Annotated in this window: 19 protein-coding genes; 10 read left to right on the forward strand and 9 right to left on the reverse strand. The window is 35.5% G+C overall.

The window, feature by feature from the left end; translation table 11 throughout:
* Positions 1-117: 117 nt before the first annotated feature.
* The 7 genes from dapB to ACWPWS_RS11400 form a co-directional block, all read right to left on the reverse strand.
* Positions 118-819, reverse strand: a complete 702-nt coding sequence (gene dapB / locus ACWPWS_RS11370) for a 4-hydroxy-tetrahydrodipicolinate reductase (RefSeq protein WP_454046559.1) — start codon at positions 817-819, stop codon at positions 118-120.
* A 64-nt stretch (positions 820-883) separates the two neighbouring features.
* Complete coding sequence (locus ACWPWS_RS11375; RefSeq protein WP_105683820.1) at positions 884-1,522, reverse strand: DUF5683 domain-containing protein; 639 nt, start codon at positions 1,520-1,522, stop codon at positions 884-886.
* Positions 1,523-2,413, reverse strand: a complete 891-nt coding sequence (locus tag ACWPWS_RS11380; protein WP_105683819.1) for a ParB/RepB/Spo0J family partition protein — start codon at positions 2,411-2,413, stop codon at positions 1,523-1,525. It abuts the gene before it with no gap.
* 69 nt (positions 2,414-2,482) lie between these two features.
* The gene (locus tag ACWPWS_RS11385; RefSeq protein ID WP_105683818.1) at positions 2,483-3,256 is read right to left on the reverse strand and encodes a ParA family protein; all 774 of its coding nucleotides are present in this window, start codon (positions 3,254-3,256) and stop codon (positions 2,483-2,485) included.
* 164 nt (positions 3,257-3,420) lie between these two features.
* Positions 3,421-4,263 carry an energy transducer TonB gene (locus ACWPWS_RS11390; protein WP_454046560.1) on the reverse strand — a complete coding sequence of 281 codons (843 nt, stop codon included), beginning with the start codon at positions 4,261-4,263 and terminating at the stop codon, positions 3,421-3,423.
* Between the two features lie 253 nt (positions 4,264-4,516).
* Positions 4,517-4,804: a hypothetical protein gene (locus ACWPWS_RS11395; RefSeq protein WP_454046561.1), complete on the reverse strand. Its 288-nt coding sequence runs from the start codon at positions 4,802-4,804 to the stop codon at positions 4,517-4,519.
* Positions 4,805-4,984: 180 nt separating this feature from the next.
* The gene (locus ACWPWS_RS11400) at positions 4,985-6,271 is read right to left on the reverse strand and encodes an adenylosuccinate synthase (RefSeq protein ID WP_209785668.1); all 1,287 of its coding nucleotides are present in this window, start codon (positions 6,269-6,271) and stop codon (positions 4,985-4,987) included.
* A gap of 604 nt (positions 6,272-6,875) precedes the next feature.
* On the opposite strand from ACWPWS_RS11400, the gene ACWPWS_RS11405 reads away from it, so the two are divergent.
* The 4 genes from ACWPWS_RS11405 to ACWPWS_RS11420 are packed head-to-tail and all read left to right on the forward strand — an operon-like array spanning position 6,876 to position 8,984.
* On the forward strand, positions 6,876-7,124 hold the full coding sequence (locus tag ACWPWS_RS11405) for a type II toxin-antitoxin system ParD family antitoxin (protein ID WP_454046562.1): 249 nt from the start codon (positions 6,876-6,878) through the stop codon (positions 7,122-7,124).
* Positions 7,125-7,424 (forward strand): type II toxin-antitoxin system RelE/ParE family toxin, encoded by a 300-nt coding sequence (locus ACWPWS_RS11410; protein ID WP_454046563.1) that lies wholly within the window; start codon positions 7,125-7,127, stop codon positions 7,422-7,424.
* 55 nt (positions 7,425-7,479) lie between these two features.
* A complete protein-coding gene (locus tag ACWPWS_RS11415; protein ID WP_454046564.1) occupies positions 7,480-8,406 on the forward strand; it encodes an alpha/beta fold hydrolase in 927 nt (308 codons plus the stop codon).
* A 32-nt stretch (positions 8,407-8,438) separates the two neighbouring features.
* A complete protein-coding gene (locus tag ACWPWS_RS11420; RefSeq protein ID WP_454046565.1) occupies positions 8,439-8,984 on the forward strand; it encodes an AAA family ATPase in 546 nt (181 codons plus the stop codon).
* Positions 8,985-9,348: 364 nt separating this feature from the next.
* Here the strand turns inward: ACWPWS_RS11420 and ACWPWS_RS11425 are convergent, their stop codons facing one another.
* Positions 9,349-10,938 carry an ABC-F family ATP-binding cassette domain-containing protein gene (locus tag ACWPWS_RS11425; protein ID WP_454046566.1) on the reverse strand — a complete coding sequence of 530 codons (1,590 nt, stop codon included), beginning with the start codon at positions 10,936-10,938 and terminating at the stop codon, positions 9,349-9,351.
* 397 nt (positions 10,939-11,335) lie between these two features.
* On the opposite strand from ACWPWS_RS11425, the gene hpt reads away from it, so the two are divergent.
* The 6 genes from hpt to ACWPWS_RS11455 all read left to right on the forward strand — a co-directional run bounded on the left by hpt (position 11,336) and on the right by ACWPWS_RS11455 (position 16,836).
* Entirely contained in the window at positions 11,336-11,890 is a 555-nt protein-coding gene (gene hpt / locus ACWPWS_RS11430) for a hypoxanthine phosphoribosyltransferase (protein ID WP_047380929.1), read from the forward strand.
* Between the two features lie 126 nt (positions 11,891-12,016).
* Positions 12,017-12,595, forward strand: a complete 579-nt coding sequence (locus ACWPWS_RS11435) for an adenylate kinase (protein ID WP_047374143.1) — start codon at positions 12,017-12,019, stop codon at positions 12,593-12,595.
* A 63-nt stretch (positions 12,596-12,658) separates the two neighbouring features.
* Positions 12,659-13,642, forward strand: a complete 984-nt coding sequence (gene obgE, locus ACWPWS_RS11440) for a GTPase ObgE (RefSeq protein ID WP_209785674.1) — start codon at positions 12,659-12,661, stop codon at positions 13,640-13,642.
* A 489-nt stretch (positions 13,643-14,131) separates the two neighbouring features.
* Entirely contained in the window at positions 14,132-14,620 is a 489-nt protein-coding gene (locus tag ACWPWS_RS11445; protein ID WP_454046567.1) for a DUF6438 domain-containing protein, read from the forward strand.
* A gap of 95 nt (positions 14,621-14,715) precedes the next feature.
* On the forward strand, positions 14,716-15,354 hold the full coding sequence (locus tag ACWPWS_RS11450) for a porin family protein (RefSeq protein WP_454046568.1): 639 nt from the start codon (positions 14,716-14,718) through the stop codon (positions 15,352-15,354).
* A 177-nt stretch (positions 15,355-15,531) separates the two neighbouring features.
* On the forward strand, positions 15,532-16,836 hold the full coding sequence (locus ACWPWS_RS11455; RefSeq protein WP_209785677.1) for a DEAD/DEAH box helicase: 1,305 nt from the start codon (positions 15,532-15,534) through the stop codon (positions 16,834-16,836).
* A gap of 62 nt (positions 16,837-16,898) precedes the next feature.
* Here ACWPWS_RS11455 and ACWPWS_RS11460 read toward each other — a convergent pair whose 3' ends face one another.
* Positions 16,899-17,660 carry a TatD family hydrolase gene (locus tag ACWPWS_RS11460; protein ID WP_454046569.1) on the reverse strand — a complete coding sequence of 254 codons (762 nt, stop codon included), beginning with the start codon at positions 17,658-17,660 and terminating at the stop codon, positions 16,899-16,901.
* Positions 17,661-17,663: the final 3 nt, after the last annotated feature.

Raw genomic sequence — 17,663 nt, forward strand, 5'->3', positions numbered from 1 at the left:
TTATGATATAAATGATAAAATGATGAGTAATAAATGATAAAAGCAGTCCGCTATTTACAATTCACTATTCATCATTTTCTGTTTTATTGGTCTGCAATTTACAGAATTTGTTACAAATTAAAGTCCCAAAACATCTTTCATTGCGAAGTTTCCTTTTTTATCTTTAATCCATTCAGCAGCTACTACAGCTCCCAATGCAAAACCGTTTCTGTTGAAAGCAGTATGTTTGATTTCGATTTCGTCTACTTCGCTTCTGTAATACACGCTGTGAGTTCCCGGTACTTCATCTTCACGTACTGCGAAAATTCCAAGCTGTTTACCTTCTGTTTCTTCCAGTTTCCATGCATCAAATTTCGGGTTGTTTTGAATGATTCCTTCGGCAATAGAAATAGCCGTTCCACTTGGAGCATCTTTTTTATGAATGTGGTGAATTTCTTCTAACTGACAAGAGTATTCATCTACATTTTTCATCAGATCGGCAAGCTTTTCGTTTAAGGCAAAAAATAAATTCACTCCTAAACTGAAGTTGGAACCATATAAGAAAGCTGTATCGTTATCTACAGCTAATTTTTCTATTTCATCTTTTTGATCCAGCCATCCTGTAGTTCCGCAAATCACCGGAATTTTATTTTCAAGGCAAGCTTTGATGTTTTCAAATGCTACTTCCGGTAATGAGAATTCAATCACAACATCCGGATTATTAAGATTCTCAGCAGTTGGGGTTTCCTTCAGGCGGGCAACTACTTCATGACCTCTCTTCTGTGCGATCTCATCAATGATCTTGCCCATTTTACCATAACCCACTAATGCTATTTTCATATGATCTTTTTATTTTTTTACTACTGCATTCAATCTTCAGATCTTTCTGCAGGTATGTTATATTTTAAAATCTGTAACTTAAACTGAATCCTGTTTTTGGAGCACTATATCCATACTGATCCTGGATTACTGATGGCTTAAAAACCAAATCCGGGTCATGACGGCTTTCGTAAAGGTGAGCATCTACTACAGCATCTACAATATTCAGAATATAGATCAACCCTGTAATAGCGATGGCATAATCCCTTTGTCTTTTGGCTCTGTCCTGAGCATTTCCCAAAGCTTTTTTGTCCAGCCACGGGTGACTGTCTACAAATTCATTAGGTGTACCATTCAGCTTTGCTACGTAATATTCACGATATTTTTTGTATTGGTTATCATTCCATACAGCAATACCGACTCCTGCTCCTACCGCTCCCCATACAATGGGAATTTTCCAGTACTTTTTGTTATAAAACTGTCCTAATCCGGGTAAAACTGCAGAATACAATCCTGCTCTGGTAGGATTAAGTTTTATCGTTTTTACCGTGGGGCCATTTGCTTTTTCAAGATCTTCAATAATCTTTGCCTCCGTCTTACTCGGCTTCACTAAACGTGATTCCTCTTTCGGAGGAGTCTGCATCCGAACGGTATCAATAGGTTTTACTTGTGAAGAGGCCAGTGCAGCAATACACAAGAAAAATGTGAAAAATATTTTCTTCATTTATTTAATATGGGATAAAATATATTCCAGCTCTTCTTCGTTTTTGAAGTCCAGAACAATTTTACCTTTTTTACCATTTCCAGAAGCTTTGATTTCCACTTTTACCTCTAAGATATCAGCGATGGTCTTCTGGGCTTTTTTATAGTTATTGGAAAGTTCCACTTTTGCTTTTTTTGCAGCGGGAGACTTTGGGTTCTTCAATACAGCAGCAGCCTGCTCTGCCTGACGAACGTTTAATTTTTCTTTGATAATCAGATCAAACAGAATCTGCTGATCTTCTTCACTTTCAAGACTGATAATAGCTCTTCCGTGTCCTGCAGAAATTTCACCGCTTCTGATGGCATTCTGAATATCCGGGTTCAGCCTTAATAATCTGATGGAATTGGTGATGGTACTTCTGTCCTTCCCTACTCTCTGGCTCAGTGTTTCCTGAGTAAGACCGATCTCTTCTAAAAGCCTATGATAAGTCAAAGCAATTTCGATAGCATCAAGATCTTCTCTCTGGATATTTTCCACAAGAGCCATCTCAAGAAGCTCCTGATCATTGACTAAACGGATATAGGCAGGAATCGTTGTTAACCCTGCAATTTTCGTTGCTCTGTAACGTCTTTCCCCGGAAATAATTTCAAACCTTTCACCGTCTTTCCTCAAGGTAATCGGCTGGATTACACCCAGGTTTTTGATCGACTGTGCAAGTTCGTTTAATGCTTTTTCATCAAAATAAGTTCTCGGCTGCGTCGGGTTCGGATAGATATCTTCAAGCGCAACTTCTACAATATTTCCCACAAACTTATCTGCTCCCTCATCAGTAGCGGAGTTGATCGTTGCTTTGGATTCTGCACTTAAAATGGCGCCCAAGCCGCGTCCCATAGCTCTTTTTTTGTCCTTCATAGATATAATTGATAAATGATGTTTGATAAGTGATGCCTAGCATTCACCTATTGGCCATTTATTATTAATTTAATTCTTTATTAAGTTTTCATTCTTTAAAAGAACTTCTTCAGCTAACTGAATATACTGAACTGCTCCTTTACTTTCTGCATCATAATTCAGGATACTTTCTCCAAAACTTGGTGCTTCACTCAATCTTACATTTCTGCTGATAATGGTTTCAAAAACCATTTCCGGGAAGTGTAGATTCACTTCTTCCACAACCTGATTGGATAATCTCAATCGGCTGTCATACATTGTTAAAAGAAGACCTTCAATTCCAAGATCTTTATTGTGGATCTTCTGAACATTTTTAACAGTATTCAAAAGTTTCCCCAGTCCTTCTAATGCAAAATATTCACATTGAATCGGAATGATTACAGAATCTGCTGCTGTAAGCGCATTGACTGTAATAAGACCTAAACTCGGTGCACAATCGATGATAATATAGTCATAATCATCTCTTACTGTAGCTAATGCTTTCTTCAGCATATATTCACGGTCTTCCTTGTCTACCAATTCTATTTCCGCAGCTACCAGATCGATATGTGACGGAATAATATCAAGGTTTGGAGTTGCCGTTCTTTTGATACAAACTCTTGTATCTGCACTGTGCTCCAGTAGATTATATGTAGAATACTGAACATCTTCCACACCCAGGCCGGAAGTTGCATTCGCCTGAGGGTCAGCGTCAATGATTAATATTCTTTTTTCCAATACTCCTAATGCTGCTGCTAAATTTACAGCGGTGGTAGTTTTACCCACCCCTCCTTTTTGATTAGCAATACCTATGATTTTTGCCATTATTAGAACTTTAAGTTTCAAAAATACACTTTTTTCTTTGCTCTCGGTAAGTGGGGAAAATCAAAATTGAGTTAAAATATTGTTAATAAGCAATTTAACAATAAAAAAAATTATCCACAAAAAAAATTCTTTGTGGATAACTATTTGAAATTTACTTTTCCGTATTAATTATCAAATTTCATGGAGATGGGAAATTTGAAATAACTTCTTACGTATTCTCCTTTTTTGTTTTTGGCGGGAATCCATTTTCCTTTATTGGAAATCATTTTAATTGTTCTCATTGCCTCATTATTAAAATCGGCGTTGGTTCCGTTAGCTTTTACCCCTGAGATGGTTCCGTCCATTTCTACAATAAAGGTAACTGTCGTTTTTACAACATCTTCTGATTCGACTCCTGAGCCGTCGAAGCTGTTCATTACTTTATTTCTGAAGGAGTCTATTCCTCCTGCAAAGCTGGCTTCTACGCTAGGATCTCTATCAATTACTGAAGGGTCTGTTTTTTCAACTACAGGATCAGCCTTTACTGCAGGCGGCCCATCACCTCCGATAACTCTTGGAACAATCGGAATATAGGTGGTATTTGGAGTTTCCTTACCTTCTGATGTTTGCGTGCTTGCTACCGCGTTTATTTTATCCTCTACTTGTTTTTCATTGGTAACTATTGCTTTAGGTTCCGGCAATGTGTTATCATATGTCTTTACAGCAGGAGCTGGCGGAGTGGGTTTTACAATTTGTACAGGTGGATCTTTCGGTCTTTCTACATCCTGAATATCAATAACATGCGGAAGGTTATAAATGGTTCCTGTAGGAGTTTCTACAGGTTTAAATGCAGAGATCACAAATGGTGTAATGGATACTGCTGCCATTAAACTTGCTCCTATAAAAAGTGCTTTGGTTAATATTCTATCTGATTCATTTCTTAATGCATAGGCACCATAGTCTTTATTGCGGTGCTCGAACAGAACTTCGTTAAAACGAAATTCCTGATTTTGGTTATGTTGTTTCATCACTACTACTATTTAAACTGTTAAAAATTGTGATTATTAGTTTTGTTAGCTCTTATCGATAAGCACTGTTGTAATATCAAAACATTTGCCAAAATTTTACCAAAACAACATAATATTAGAAAATTTTATGACAATGTTTAAATTTTAACATTTATAAATAGAAAATTTTTCGGAAAAACACTCTTATTTTTTCATAAAAACAAATAAGAAAAAAGAACACAAGTAACAGATTATTAAACTATTGTATAGAAGATTAAATAAGCAGCAGAAGAAGTGTAAGCGGTATTAATAGCCCCAAACCATTAATAATAATGAGAATAACAGAACTGATCTTAGTTTTCGAATAGCTTTTAGCAGCAAAATAAATGGCTCCTATGCTAAAAATCAAACTGCAGGCAATAAACAGAATCAGTAAAAAATCTGCACTTACATTTAGTGGCAAGCTTAAATAGATAATAATCAGAACGGCATAGGCAATGGTAAAATATAAGCTGATCACAATATTATCGAGAAAGCGTTGTGGTATTTTATTTTCTTCCATAATTTCTTATTTGCACTTTGTTTTAAGACAAAAGTATATAAAAATTAAAGATTGGAATAAGTATCCTTGTCAAGGTTTAAAACCTTGACAAGGATTGATTAATAAACCGGTAAAGTAAACTTTAAACAAAAAAAGAGACCATCCTATGATGATCTCTTTGTTATTTTAAGTCTAAAAATATTAGAATAATTCTTTTCTGATGATGTTCTGACTTCTTTCAGGACCTACAGAAACTAAGTATACATTGATTCCTAAATATTTCTCAATAAACTCGATGTATTTCTGAGCAGTGTCAGGAAGTTCATCATAGCTTCTTGCTTTAGTAATATCTTCGCTCCAACCTGGTAAATCCTGATAGATCGGCTCGTAGTTGTATAATTTTTCTGTTGAAGAAGTGAAATAATCGATGATTTTTCCGTCTTCAGTTTTGTAGTGCGTTACCACTTTCAGGTTTTCAATTCCTGTAAGAACGTCAAGCTTAGTGATTACAAGGTTGTTGATACCATTGATCATACAAGCATGTTTTAAAGAAACAAGGTCTAACCAACCTGTTCTTCTTGGTCTACCTGTAGTCGCTCCGAATTCACCACCGATCTGTCTGATTTTTTCACCCAGTTCGTTATCCAATTCAGAAGGGAAAGGTCCGTTTCCTACTCTTGTACAGTATGCTTTTGCCACACCAATTAAGTTCTGAAGTGCAGTTGGCGGAACACCAGCTCCTGAACAAACACCTCCTGTAGATGGAGAAGATGAAGTTACATATGGATACGTTCCGAAGTCGATATCAAGCATTAATGCCTGTGCTCCTTCGAATAAAACGTTTTTACCGTCTCTGATTGCTTCGTTCAGCTCTAATTCAGTATCAACGATTCTATCCTGAAGTTGTTTTCCGATTTCTAAATATTCATTGTAGATTTCTTCAACGTCTAAAGTTGGTTTTCCGTAATATTTTTCAAAAAGAGAATTTTTAACTTTTAAGTTTTTCTCGATTTTATCTCTTAAAATTTCAGGATTTAAAAGGTCTACCATTCTGATCCCGACTCTTGCAATTTTATCTTCATAACAAGGTCCGATTCCTTTTTTGGTAGTTCCAATTTGTGTTCCTCCGTGTTCCTCTTCACGGTAAGTATCCAAAAGGATGTGGTAAGGCATGATTACATGCGCTCTTCTGCTGATAAAGATATGATCTGTTCTCAAGCCTTTGCTCTCGATCTGACCAACTTCTCTAATAAAAGATTTAGGGTTTACCACTACTCCGTTCGCAATGATACATTTCCCTTTGCATTGAAGAACTCCTGAAGGAAGAAGGTGCAAAACGAATTTTTCTTCACCCACATAAACCGTGTGACCAGCGTTGTCTCCACCCTGGAAACGTACTACATAGTCCGATTTTGCTGATAAAACATCCGTGATTTTTCCTTTGCCTTCATCTCCGTACTGAAGACCTACAACTACATAAGTTGACATATTTTACTTTTGTTTTTAGATTCGTGCAAAATTACTTTTAAAAAATTGGGTGAGCAAATTTGAGAGGAATTTTATTTTGGGGTGGGGTGGAAATGATAATAATTTTTTACTTTATCATCACTATATTTGGTTTATTACAATTATACTTATGAGTCAATCTCAAAAACATCATTTTTTACCCGTATTTTATCTTAAAGGATTTGCAAATGAAAATGAACAATTTAAAATCTTCAATGTAAAAACAAAAAGATTTAAGCAAAAAGGAAATTTTTTTCTCCTTCTTCTCATTTTTACATTCTTAAGGATTATACTATTACGACAGATTAGTATATGAAGATGATTATATTTTCCCTATCTCAAAAAGCAGAATTTTTATGAAAAGAAATTTAATCATCAATTACATTATCTCATAGATCTAATCTTGTTAAAACAATCGATAAATTATTGAGCAACAAGTGATGAAAGTTATGTTGATTTTTTAATGGATCTTGATAAAGAAAACAATTATTCTTTAGATGAATATAAAGAAATACTATTCAATAACTTATTTTAATTTTTTTTGATAAAATACCAAAAATTGGTATCTTTGATTAAAATTAACACAATGCCAAAAAACACATCCATATTATTAGGGGATTATTTCGACAACTTTATCAGCCAACAGATCAAATCCGGAAAATTTTCTTCCGCCAGTGAAGTTGTAAGAACAGCTTTAAGAATGTTCGAACATGAAGAATCTAAAAAAACAGAATTAATCAACGAATTAAAAAAAGGTGAAAAATCTGGTTTTGTTGAAAATTTTGACCGTAAAGAATTTTTGAAAAATCTTCATCAAAAACATTCTGCTGAATAAATGAAATATAAAATCAGCAAAGAAGCGTTAAAAGATTTAGAAAAAATCTGGCTGTACACCTTCGAAACTTGGTCAGTAAAACAGGCAGATCATTATTTTGATTTGTTAATGAATGATATCGAATATTTATCTGCAAATCCAATGTCTGGAAAAGATTACAGTGAAATCAAAAAAGGATATTTCCGTTCAAGGGTGAAATCTCATTTTATATTTTATAAAATCAATCTTAAAAATGAAGAAATTGAAATCATAAGAATTCTTCATCAACAAATGGATATTTCATCAAGATTAGATGAATAGAAAAATCATTAATTCTGTATCTTTAATTACCCTTCAAACCAAAAGAGAATCCCCCATGAGACCACTCCAAAAATCAGGATACCTATCTGCAACCACAGACGATCAAACCCAACTCTTTTACACTTTATTTTCTCCGGAAACAGTAAAAGCCACCCTACTCATCGTTCACGGCATGCAGGAACACAGTGGAAGATATGCAGAGATTGCAGAATATTTTACAGCTCATGGGATTGCTGTATTGACGTATGATCATTTGGGACACGGAAAATCTGTCAAAGAGAAAAAAGAGATTGGCTTCTTTCAGCTTGAAAAACCGGATGAGAGACTTGTTGCAGATGCAGAAATGATGGCAGATCATCTTGCAAAGCAGTTTCCGGAGGTTCCTCATTTTATTATGGGACATTCGATGGGATCTTTTATCACCCGTTGTCTCCTTCAAAAGGCTAGCAATAAGTTTGCAGGAGCTGTCATTACGGGAACCGGCGGCCCTTTACCGGGAATAGATCTATTGAGAGCTTATTTATCATTAACCAATACCATCGCCCCACGTCATCGTACTTTTTTGAATTCTGTTTTTACGAGTGTCAATAACAAGCATTTTAAAAACGATAAAGATTTCAGTGACACCAGCTGGCTCAGTGTAAATCCTAACAACAGAAAAGCTTTTGAGCAGGACGAGCTTTGCGGGATTCCGTTTACTCATAATGCTTTTTATACTTTATTTACTATTTATAAAAAGGCTACAGCGAGAAACTGGGCTTCTTCTATTTCAAAGTCATTTCCTTTTTTATTTGTAAGTGGACAGAATGATCCGATTGGCGATTTTGGAAAAGGGGTAATGCATACCGTCAACAACTTAAAGGCTGAGGGTTTTCAGCATGTGGACGTGAAGATCTATCCGGAAATGCGTCATGAGATTTTGAATGAGGAAATACGGGAGCAAGTGTTGAATGAAATTGGTCATTGGATTTCAAAATATTAAAAATTCCCGCAGATTTTATAAAATTAAAAAGCATGAGAATACATATTTTCGGAGCTTCCGGTTCCGGAGTTACAACATTAGGGAAGGCATTGTCTGAGGAACTCCATATTGAATACTTCGACAGTGATGATTTTTTCTGGCTTACCACATCCAACCCCTTTACAGAAAGACAAGATCCTGAAATAAGAAACGCGGCTGTTTCAGATAAACTTCACTCCACAGACAACTGGATTTTTGGAGGTTCAATCATTCATTGGGGTGAAAATGTATTTCCGGCATTCGATCTGATTATATTTCTCTATCTGCCTTCTGAACTCAGAATGGAAAGACTGAGAGAAAGGGAATACGAAAGATATGGTGATGAAATGATTACCAGTCCGGAAAGAGCCCAAAAATTCCAGGAGTTTATGGATTGGGCTAAAGATTACGATCACAACACCGGTATTGCGAACAGAACTTTAAAAGCCCATTTGGAATGGCTGTCCGGGATGAATACTCCTTTAATTGAGCTCTCAGGTGATTACGAACTGCACCAGAAGATGGATATTATTCTGAATAAAATAAAACAGCCTATATAGAGATTGCTTCATTTTCCTCGCAGTGACTGGTACTTGAAAAGGAATTGTTAATTTAGGACACTGAAAAAAATCAATACCTGTGACCATAGAAGAACTTATAAAAGAAAAGATTTATCTGGATGCGATTAAGAAAACGAAGAAATAATTCATAAAAATAAAAAACCTGGAAATTGATCTCCAGGTTTTTTATGATAGGTTTTGGCTAAAGCCAATGGATTCTTATTCTATATTTAAAGACGGGCTAAAGCCCGTCCCTATTGAATACCAACTACATTATTCATTCGCAGAAAACAAATAATTAGCCTTTCGCAGAAACCTCATAATATTTAGATTCCTACGGAATGACAAAGTATGAATACAGTTCTTAATCCAACAAAACCTCACTATTCACACCAATCTCTTTCAGGAAAACTTCATCATGCGAAATCACCAGCAGAGTTCCATGATAATCTTTGATAGAACTGGTGAGAATCTCTACATTCTGAAGATCCAGGTTATTGGTTGGCTCATCAAGAATAATCATATCAGGTGCCTTATTGCTGATGGAAAGTCCGCAAAGAAGCAACCGCAAACGTTCACCTCCACTCAGCATTCCACATTTTTTGTCCCAGGTATCTTTCCAAAACAAAAATCTTGACAATAATGTTTTCACTTCAGATTCCTGTAATGCACTGTCATTGAAGGTCTGAACAAAGTCATAAAGCGTTGAATCATGATCAATCAGAGAATACTCCTGATCGATATAGATACTGTTGAATTCTGCCCTTGTTATTTTCCCTTCCAAAGGCTTACTATTTCCCAGCAGAAGCTTGATCAGCGTAGTTTTTCCGGAGCCATTGGAACCTTTAACTGAGATTCTATCACCGCTTCGCAACTCAAGGCTGATATTTTCTTTCCAGAGTTTTTCCTTTCCATAATTGAAGTTAATAGCTTCAGCAGCCACAAGTATTTTTCCTGAATGCAGATTGGAATCATTAAAATTCACTTTCATCTGATCCGAATTTTTTAAAGAGTAACGCAGGTCTCTCAAATCATCAGAAATACCACTGATTTTCTCAGCGTGTACACTTTTCAGTTTTGAACTGTTTTTTTCAGCATTATTACGAAGCGTATTCATCATAATCCTCGCTACTCCTGATTTTTCCTGCTTTCCTTTGCCTCTTGCATCCAGCTTTTGTTTTCGTTCCAGGGTTTCCCTTTCCTTTTCTTTTGCTTTTTTCAGAGCTCTTTCTTTCGAGTGAATATCATTATGCAAAGCTTCCTCCTCCACTTCTTTTTGTTCAGCATAGAAATCGTAGTTCCCTCCATAAGATGCAATTCCCTGATTACTTAACTCAAATATGACATCAACGAGATTGAGCAAGGTGCGGTCGTGGCTTACAATAACAACTGTTGCATCTGTTTTGTCAATAAGGTCATACAGGAGCTTCCTTCCCTCAAGATCCAGATGATTGGTAGGTTCATCCAATATGATAATATCAGGTTGGCTGATCTCAATTCCGGCAAGAAAAACTTTGGTCTTTTGCCCGCCACTCAAGCCTTCCAGTTTTTGAGACAGTCCAAAATTGTCAAGTCCCCAATGTTCCAGGGCATGCCGGCACCGTTCCTCAATATCCCAATCGTCATTGAGAATTTCAAAAAAAATTTCATCCACCTCTCCTTCGGTAATTTTTTGGAGAGCGTGAAGTTTCTGATCTATTTTCAAACACTCAGCAATGCTAAGATGATTAAAGTTCCCGAACATCTGAGGAACATAAAAAATATCACCATGGATATTGATATTCCCTTTTAAAGGCTGTATTTCGCCAGCAATCATTTTCAACAGGGTTGATTTCCCCATGCCGTTGCTTCCCACCAAAGCTGATTTGGTGTGAGATTGTATTGTTAAATTGATATGATTAAATAGAAGATTTCCTCCCGGAAACCCAAAGGATATATTTTGCAGTAAAATCATGATTTCTTTCTTAATAATGGTTGAACACCAGCAACATCTTTGTTACCGTCTTATTGAATCTGAAAGAAATGATATCCTACATGTCTGTATTTTGGGTTTTGAAAGAACAAAGATAGTAATTTTTGAGAACATTCAATTTTCGTCAATAATCAGGACATTTATCATCCCTTCTTCCACTCCTTTTTTAAACACGTATTTTTCTGAATCATTTTCAAAGTGCTTTTTTTGAAGCTATACCTTTCTATCTCATCAAAAAGCTCACCCTTATTATGATTTAAACAGACTTCATCTCATTATTCAATTCTACAGTCCTGAAACCACCAAACTTTTCAAACTGATAAAAACAGGAAAGTATTTTAATCAAAAATCCGTAACTTTGCCTCCTACTAAAAATTTTATGGAAAGCATTAAAGTTCACGACAAAACTTTCGTTCCTTATTTAAAGGATGCCGAAATTCAGGAAATTGTAAAAGAGACAGCGTTAAGAATTTATGAAGATTACAAAGATGAAGTACCTGTTTTCATTGGTGTTTTAAATGGGGTGGTAATGTTCTTCTCAGATCTTTTAAAATATTACCCGGGGGAATGCGAAATTGCCTTCATTCAAATGAGTTCTTATGTTGGAACTGAATCTACAGGGATTGTTTATCAGAAAATGGAGCTGACTAAAGATGTAAGAGACCGTCACATTATTCTTGTAGAAGATATTGTAGATACAGGAAACACGGTTGAAAGTCTTTTCAAATATTTTAAGGAAACACAACGTCCTAAATCTGTAAAGCTGGCTAGTTTCTTACTGAAACCTGAGATTTACAAAAAGGATTTCAAGTTGGATTATATCGGAATGGAAATTCCAAACAAATTTGTACTTGGATACGGCCTTGATTATGATGAATTGGGAAGAAACCTACCTAATTTATATCAATTGGAAGACGGACAAATCAACCATTAATTATTGTCATTAGCTACTGGCTATTGGCTGTTAGCTTTAAACTTAATCGAAATAAAAGTAAAATATTAACTTAAAAAAGCTAAAAGCCAACAGTGTATTACTAACGGCTGGAAGCGTATCAACATTATGATAAACATTGTTCTGTTCGGCCCTCCAGGAAGTGGAAAAGGAACACAAGCTCAGAATCTAATCGAGAAATTCAATTTAAAACAGGTTTCAACAGGTGATCTTTTCAGATACAATATGAAAAACGACACTGAACTTGGAAAACTGGCTAAGTCATACATCGATAAGGGAGAATTGGTTCCGGATCAGGTAACAACAGATATGCTGATCGACGAGATCAAAAAACCTACTGATACCAATGGTTTTATTTTTGACGGATATCCAAGAACAACTGCTCAGACAGAAGCTTTGGAAACCATCGTAAAGGAAGTACTGAATGACGATATTGACATCTGTCTTTCATTGGTAGTAGAGGATAAAATTTTGGTTGAAAGACTTCTTAAAAGAGGAGAAACCAGCGGAAGATCAGACGACAGCAATGTAGAGATCATTGAAAACAGAATTAAAGAATATTATACTAAAACAGCAGAAGTTGCCGAGCTTTATAAGCAGCAGGGTAAATATGTAGAGGTAAACGGTGTTGGAGAAATTGATGAGATTTCCCAAAAACTTTTCGCTGAGGTAGAGAAAATTAAATAATCGGGATACGGGTGCGGGATAGAAAATTTCGTCCCGTAGCCTGCAACTCGCAACACAAACTATATGTCTAACTTTGTAGATTACGTAAAGATCCATTGTAAAAGCGGACACGGAGGTGCTGGTTCTGCCCACCTTCGCCGTGAAAAGTATATTCCTAAAGGTGGTCCTGACGGTGGCGACGGAGGTCGTGGAGGTCATGTCATCATGAGAGGAAATGCTAATGAATGGACTTTGCTTCCACTTCGATACACCCGTCACATAAAAGCAGAACGAGGTGAAAACGGAGCAAAAAACCAGCTGACAGGAGCTGACGGTTCTGATATTTATATCGATGTTCCCATTGGGACTATCGCTAAAAATGAAGAAGGTGAAATTATCGGAGAAATCCTTGATGACAAGCAGGAAATAATTCTGATGCAAGGAGGGAAAGGTGGAAGAGGAAATGAATTTTTCAAATCTTCTACCAATCAGACTCCAAGATATGCTCAACCCGGAATGGATGGTGAAGAAGGCTATGTGGTCTTCGAGCTTAAAATTTTGGCCGATGTAGGACTTGTTGGATTTCCAAATGCTGGAAAATCTACACTTTTAGCATCTGTTTCAGCAGCAAAACCAAAAATTGCCAATTACGCCTTTACCACTCTGACTCCTAACCTTGGAATTGTGGATTACAGAAATTACAAATCATTTGTAATGGCTGATATTCCGGGAATTATTGAAGGAGCAGCAGAAGGAAAAGGATTAGGACACAGATTCCTGAGACATATTGAAAGAAACTCTATCTTGCTATTTTTAATTCCTTCTGATTCTGAAAATCATTTCCAGGAGTTTAAAATTCTGGAGAATGAATTGAAAGAATACAATCCTGAACTTTTGGATAAAGACTTTATTGTTTCTGTTTCAAAATCTGATCTTTTGGATGATGAGCTGAAGAAAGAAATTGCAGCAGAGTTTCCTGAAAACAAGCAGCCTTTGTTCTTCTCAGGAGTTACCGGAGAAGGCCTTATGGAGCTTAAAGATGCTATCTGGAAGCAATTGCACGGATAGGAAAAACATTGATTCACCAGTTTTATTTTACAATGGAACTGCAACATACAAAACAGCCTTAGAAAAATCTGAGGCTGTTTTTTTATACAATTAACTCTATTTCTTTTAGACAATATTTTAAACCATTAAGAATGGATTAAGAAATAAAGTATAGTTAAGATGAATCATTCCGATTTTTAAGCGTACAGCGAAGCTTATCTTCATATTCTTAACACCTTCATCGTATCTTAATGGTTCAAATAAAGGGTTAATTTATATTTTATATTAAACCATTAAGAAGATTTAAGAAATAAAGAGTAGTTAAGATGAATCATTCCGATTCTTAAGTATAAAGCGGAGCTTATCTTCATATTCTTAACACTTAATACAATCTTAATGGTTCAAATAAAAGGTTATCAGGTTTTCCATTTTATATTTAACATAAAAACAAAAGAAGAGTTTCTCTTTTTGGAACAATTATTGAAACATCCTCTGAAATTGAAAAAAACTATGAAATATTTACTAGCCTTTTGTGCATCTATATTATTATTTTCCTGCACTTCTCAAAAAGTAAACTCCAAATATTCTACCATTGAATATGAGGCTACTCCATGTTTTGGATTCTGTCCTGTCTTTAAAATGACCATCAGTGCCGACAGAACAGCCGTTTTTGAAGCGGAACATTTTAATTTCAATGACAAACCTTCAAAAGACGAGTTTTCAAAGCCACGTGAGGGAACTTTTAAAGGAACCATCAAAGAAGAAGATTACAATAAACTCATCAGTTTACTGGATGGACTGAATGTAAAAAGCTTAAACGACAAATATGGTGAACGAAATATTACCGATCTTCCAACCTCTTATTTAAGAATCAAATTCGCAGACGGAACTTCAAAAAACATTGAAGACTATGGAAAACACGGAAGTGAAAAGCTTTCAGAAGTCTATCAGTTTTTTGAAAACTTAAGAAAGAACCAACAATGGAATAAAGTGAAATAGTTTCACTAAAAAATATTTAAATTATCTTTGTAACAGTAATTCCTTCATTTGGAGGAATTATTTTTTTGTAAAATTAGTAACCATTTAAAATAAACATGAAGAAGAACATTTTTTTTCTTGCAGCAGTGGCTTTCTCAGCACTGTTTAATGCCCAAGAAAACACAAAAGACCAGGCATCTATGAGCTTTGGTGTAAAAGGAGGATATTCCTTATCCAATATGAAATTTTTTGGAACTGGACTGGATTCAAAATCCTATTTCTATGCAGGTATCGTAGCAGAACAACCTTTATCCTCTAAATTTGGTTTGCAGGCTGAATTACTGTATACTCAATTGGGTGGTAAAGATGCTTATCCCTGGTATGAGTTGGTGGGTAATGAAGTGGTAAACATGGGTAATATGAACTTTGATTACAAGTTCAATCAGATACAGGTTCCTATTTCAGTAAAATACTATATTGTTCCACAGCTTTCTGCATCTGCAGGAATCAACTTAGGGTTTAACATATCATCCAAAGTAAAAATGGATAATCTTTTTGATGAGTCAGAAACCCACAATTACGAATCTTTAAAAACCTTGAATTTATTTCCTTTCCTGGGGGCAGAATATAAAATTAATGAAAAGTTTTTTGTGGACGCCAGATACAATTTCAATTTTATAGAAATGAATAAAAGCAATACAGTTCCTATTAAAATTGGATTTCTGCAGGCTGGTGTAGGATATAAATTTAAATAAACTTCAGATTTTCATATCAATAAAATGGCTGCTCATATTGGGTGGCCATTTCTGTTTTCGCATAGTAAATAAGTCTAAAAAAGTGGAATAAGATACTTAAAAATATTTAGACTACCTTTGCAAAATGTAATTCTTTCAGACTGAAGGAATTTTTATTTAAATTTTAAAATAATTCATTTGAATTTTACAGACTTAAACTTAATAGAACCTATTGCAAAAGCAATCCAGGAACAGGGATACACGACTCCTACTCCTATCCAGGAAAGATCTATTCCTGATATCTTAGAAGGCAGAGACTTTCTAGGTTGTGCGCAGACAGGAACAGGAAAGACAGCTGCTTTTTCCATCCCTATTCTACAGAATTTATCCAAAAATAAAATTCCCAATAAACATATAAAAGCATTAATCCTTACTCCAACCAGAGAACTGGCCATTCAGATTGAGGAAAACATTAATGCTTACGGTAAATATCTTCCATTAAAACAACTTGTTATTTTTGGAGGGGTAAAACAAGGAAACCAGGAAGCTGCTTTGAGAAAAGGAATTGATATTCTGGTAGCAACACCAGGAAGACTTCTTGACTTTATTGCTCAGGGCATCATCAGCCTGAAAAATCTTGAGATCTTTGTTCTTGATGAAGCAGACAGAATGCTGGATATGGGATTTGTACATGATGTAAAAAGAATCATCAAACTTTTACCTCAGAGAAGACAGACTTTATTCTTTTCAGCAACAATGCCGGCTGAAATCCAGAAACTGGCTAATTCTATCTTAAACAATCCTATAAAAGTAGAGGTTACTCCCGTTTCTTCTACAGCGGATACCATTAAACAATCTGTGTATTTTGTAGAAAAAGATAACAAACTGAATTTGCTTTCTCACATTCTGCAAAATGACATTTCAGATTCTGTATTGGTATTTGCAAGAACAAAACATGGTGCAGATAAGATTTCCAGAAAACTTCAGAAAGACGATATTTCTGCTGAAGCCATTCATGGTAATAAATCTCAGAATGCGAGACAAAATGCTTTGAACAACTTCAAATCCGGGAAAACAAGAGTTCTTGTTGCCACGGATATTGCAGCAAGAGGAATTGATATTGATGAATTGAAATTTGTAATCAATTTTGAGCTTTCCGATGTTTCTGAAACCTATGTACACAGAATCGGAAGAACGGGAAGAGCCGGAGCTGAAGGTAATTCTATCTCTTTTGTAGACGGACTCGATCTTTTGAACTTAAAGAATACCGAAAAACTGATTGGAAAGAAAATTCCTGTGATCAAAGACCATCCGTTCCATACTGATGATCTGGTTGCCCAGAAAAGAGATTCTAACAACAAACCTTTTAATGCAGGTGGTGAGAAACCTAAAACAGGCAATAGTAATAATTCAAGGCCGAATAATAACCGTAAAAAGCCTTCTGCGGGAGCTTCAGTTGGGTTTAAAAAGCCAAAGAATAAGAATTTCACCAGAAAGAAATAAAAAACAAACCCCTTTTCAACATTGGAAAGGGGTTTTTATTTATCTTAAAACTTAATGTTTTATTATTTGAAAAGATTTTTTGCATTCTCTGTAGTCATGCGGTCTATTTCAGAAAACTCCTTTCCGTAGACATCAACCAGCTTTCCTGCTACCAGGTCAAGATAGGAACTTTCGTTTCTTTTTCCTCTGTGGGGAACCGGAGCCAGATAAGGAGAATCTGTTTCCAGAACAATTTTATCCAGAGGAATTTCATTCAGAAACTGATCTATTTTCCCATTTTTAAAGGTTACTACTCCACCGATTCCTAAAATAAAATTAAGATCAACAGCGTGCTGTGCCTGTTCAAGATTTCCTGAGAAACAATGGAAAATCCCTCTTAATTTAGGATGTTTCTTTCTTTCCAGTACTTCAAATGTCTCATCAAAGCTTTCTCTTGTATGAATAACAATGGGAAGGTCTTTTTCTATTGCCCAGTCAATCTGCTGTTCAAAAGCTTTTACCTGGATATCTAACGTTGTTTTATCCCAATACAGATCAATCCCGATCTCTCCTATTGCCGGAAAATGTCTCTGATCAAGGTAATTTTTTACGATTTCAAGTTCTTTTTCCCACGATTCCGGCTTTACATAACAAGGATGTAATCCCATCATTGAAAAAATCTGTCCCGGATATTCTGTTTCCAGTTGCAGCATTTTCTCGTGAGATTCAGAATCGATGGCAGGAAGGTAAAATTCTGTAATTCCTTTATCTAAGGCTCTTTGAATAGCTTCTTTTCTGTCTTCATCAAACTCTTCTGCGTATAGATGTGTATGTGTATCAATCATTTT

The sequence above is a fragment of the Chryseobacterium sp. Marseille-Q8038 genome (assembly GCF_965111995.1).

What these genes read in the sequence shown, in the direction of transcription:
- obgE (WP_209785674.1), top strand. Translation starts at nt 12,659, where the DNA reads ATGTCTAACTTTGTAGATTACGTAAAGATCCATTGTAAAAGCGGACAC.
- ACWPWS_RS11385 (WP_105683818.1), bottom strand. Translation starts at nt 3,256, where the DNA reads ATGGCAAAAATCATAGGTATTGCTAATCAAAAAGGAGGGGTGGGTAAA.
- ACWPWS_RS11395 (WP_454046561.1), bottom strand. Translation starts at nt 4,804, where the DNA reads ATGGAAGAAAATAAAATACCACAACGCTTTCTCGATAATATTGTGATC.
- ACWPWS_RS11450 (WP_454046568.1), top strand. Translation starts at nt 14,716, where the DNA reads ATGAAGAAGAACATTTTTTTTCTTGCAGCAGTGGCTTTCTCAGCACTG.
- ACWPWS_RS11445 (WP_454046567.1), top strand. Translation starts at nt 14,132, where the DNA reads ATGAAATATTTACTAGCCTTTTGTGCATCTATATTATTATTTTCCTGC.
- ACWPWS_RS11425 (WP_454046566.1), bottom strand. Translation starts at nt 10,938, where the DNA reads ATGATTTTACTGCAAAATATATCCTTTGGGTTTCCGGGAGGAAATCTT.
- hpt (WP_047380929.1), top strand. Translation starts at nt 11,336, where the DNA reads ATGGAAAGCATTAAAGTTCACGACAAAACTTTCGTTCCTTATTTAAAG.
- ACWPWS_RS11405 (WP_454046562.1), top strand. Translation starts at nt 6,876, where the DNA reads ATGCCAAAAAACACATCCATATTATTAGGGGATTATTTCGACAACTTT.
- ACWPWS_RS11390 (WP_454046560.1), bottom strand. Translation starts at nt 4,263, where the DNA reads ATGAAACAACATAACCAAAATCAGGAATTTCGTTTTAACGAAGTTCTG.
- dapB (WP_454046559.1), bottom strand. Translation starts at nt 819, where the DNA reads ATGAAAATAGCATTAGTGGGTTATGGTAAAATGGGCAAGATCATTGAT.
- ACWPWS_RS11420 (WP_454046565.1), top strand. Translation starts at nt 8,439, where the DNA reads ATGAGAATACATATTTTCGGAGCTTCCGGTTCCGGAGTTACAACATTA.
- ACWPWS_RS11375 (WP_105683820.1), bottom strand. Translation starts at nt 1,522, where the DNA reads ATGAAGAAAATATTTTTCACATTTTTCTTGTGTATTGCTGCACTGGCC.
- ACWPWS_RS11460 (WP_454046569.1), bottom strand. Translation starts at nt 17,660, where the DNA reads ATGATTGATACACATACACATCTATACGCAGAAGAGTTTGATGAAGAC.
- ACWPWS_RS11400 (WP_209785668.1), bottom strand. Translation starts at nt 6,271, where the DNA reads ATGTCAACTTATGTAGTTGTAGGTCTTCAGTACGGAGATGAAGGCAAA.
- ACWPWS_RS11380 (WP_105683819.1), bottom strand. Translation starts at nt 2,413, where the DNA reads ATGAAGGACAAAAAAAGAGCTATGGGACGCGGCTTGGGCGCCATTTTA.
- ACWPWS_RS11435 (WP_047374143.1), top strand. Translation starts at nt 12,017, where the DNA reads ATGATAAACATTGTTCTGTTCGGCCCTCCAGGAAGTGGAAAAGGAACA.
- ACWPWS_RS11415 (WP_454046564.1), top strand. Translation starts at nt 7,480, where the DNA reads ATGAGACCACTCCAAAAATCAGGATACCTATCTGCAACCACAGACGAT.
- ACWPWS_RS11410 (WP_454046563.1), top strand. Translation starts at nt 7,125, where the DNA reads ATGAAATATAAAATCAGCAAAGAAGCGTTAAAAGATTTAGAAAAAATC.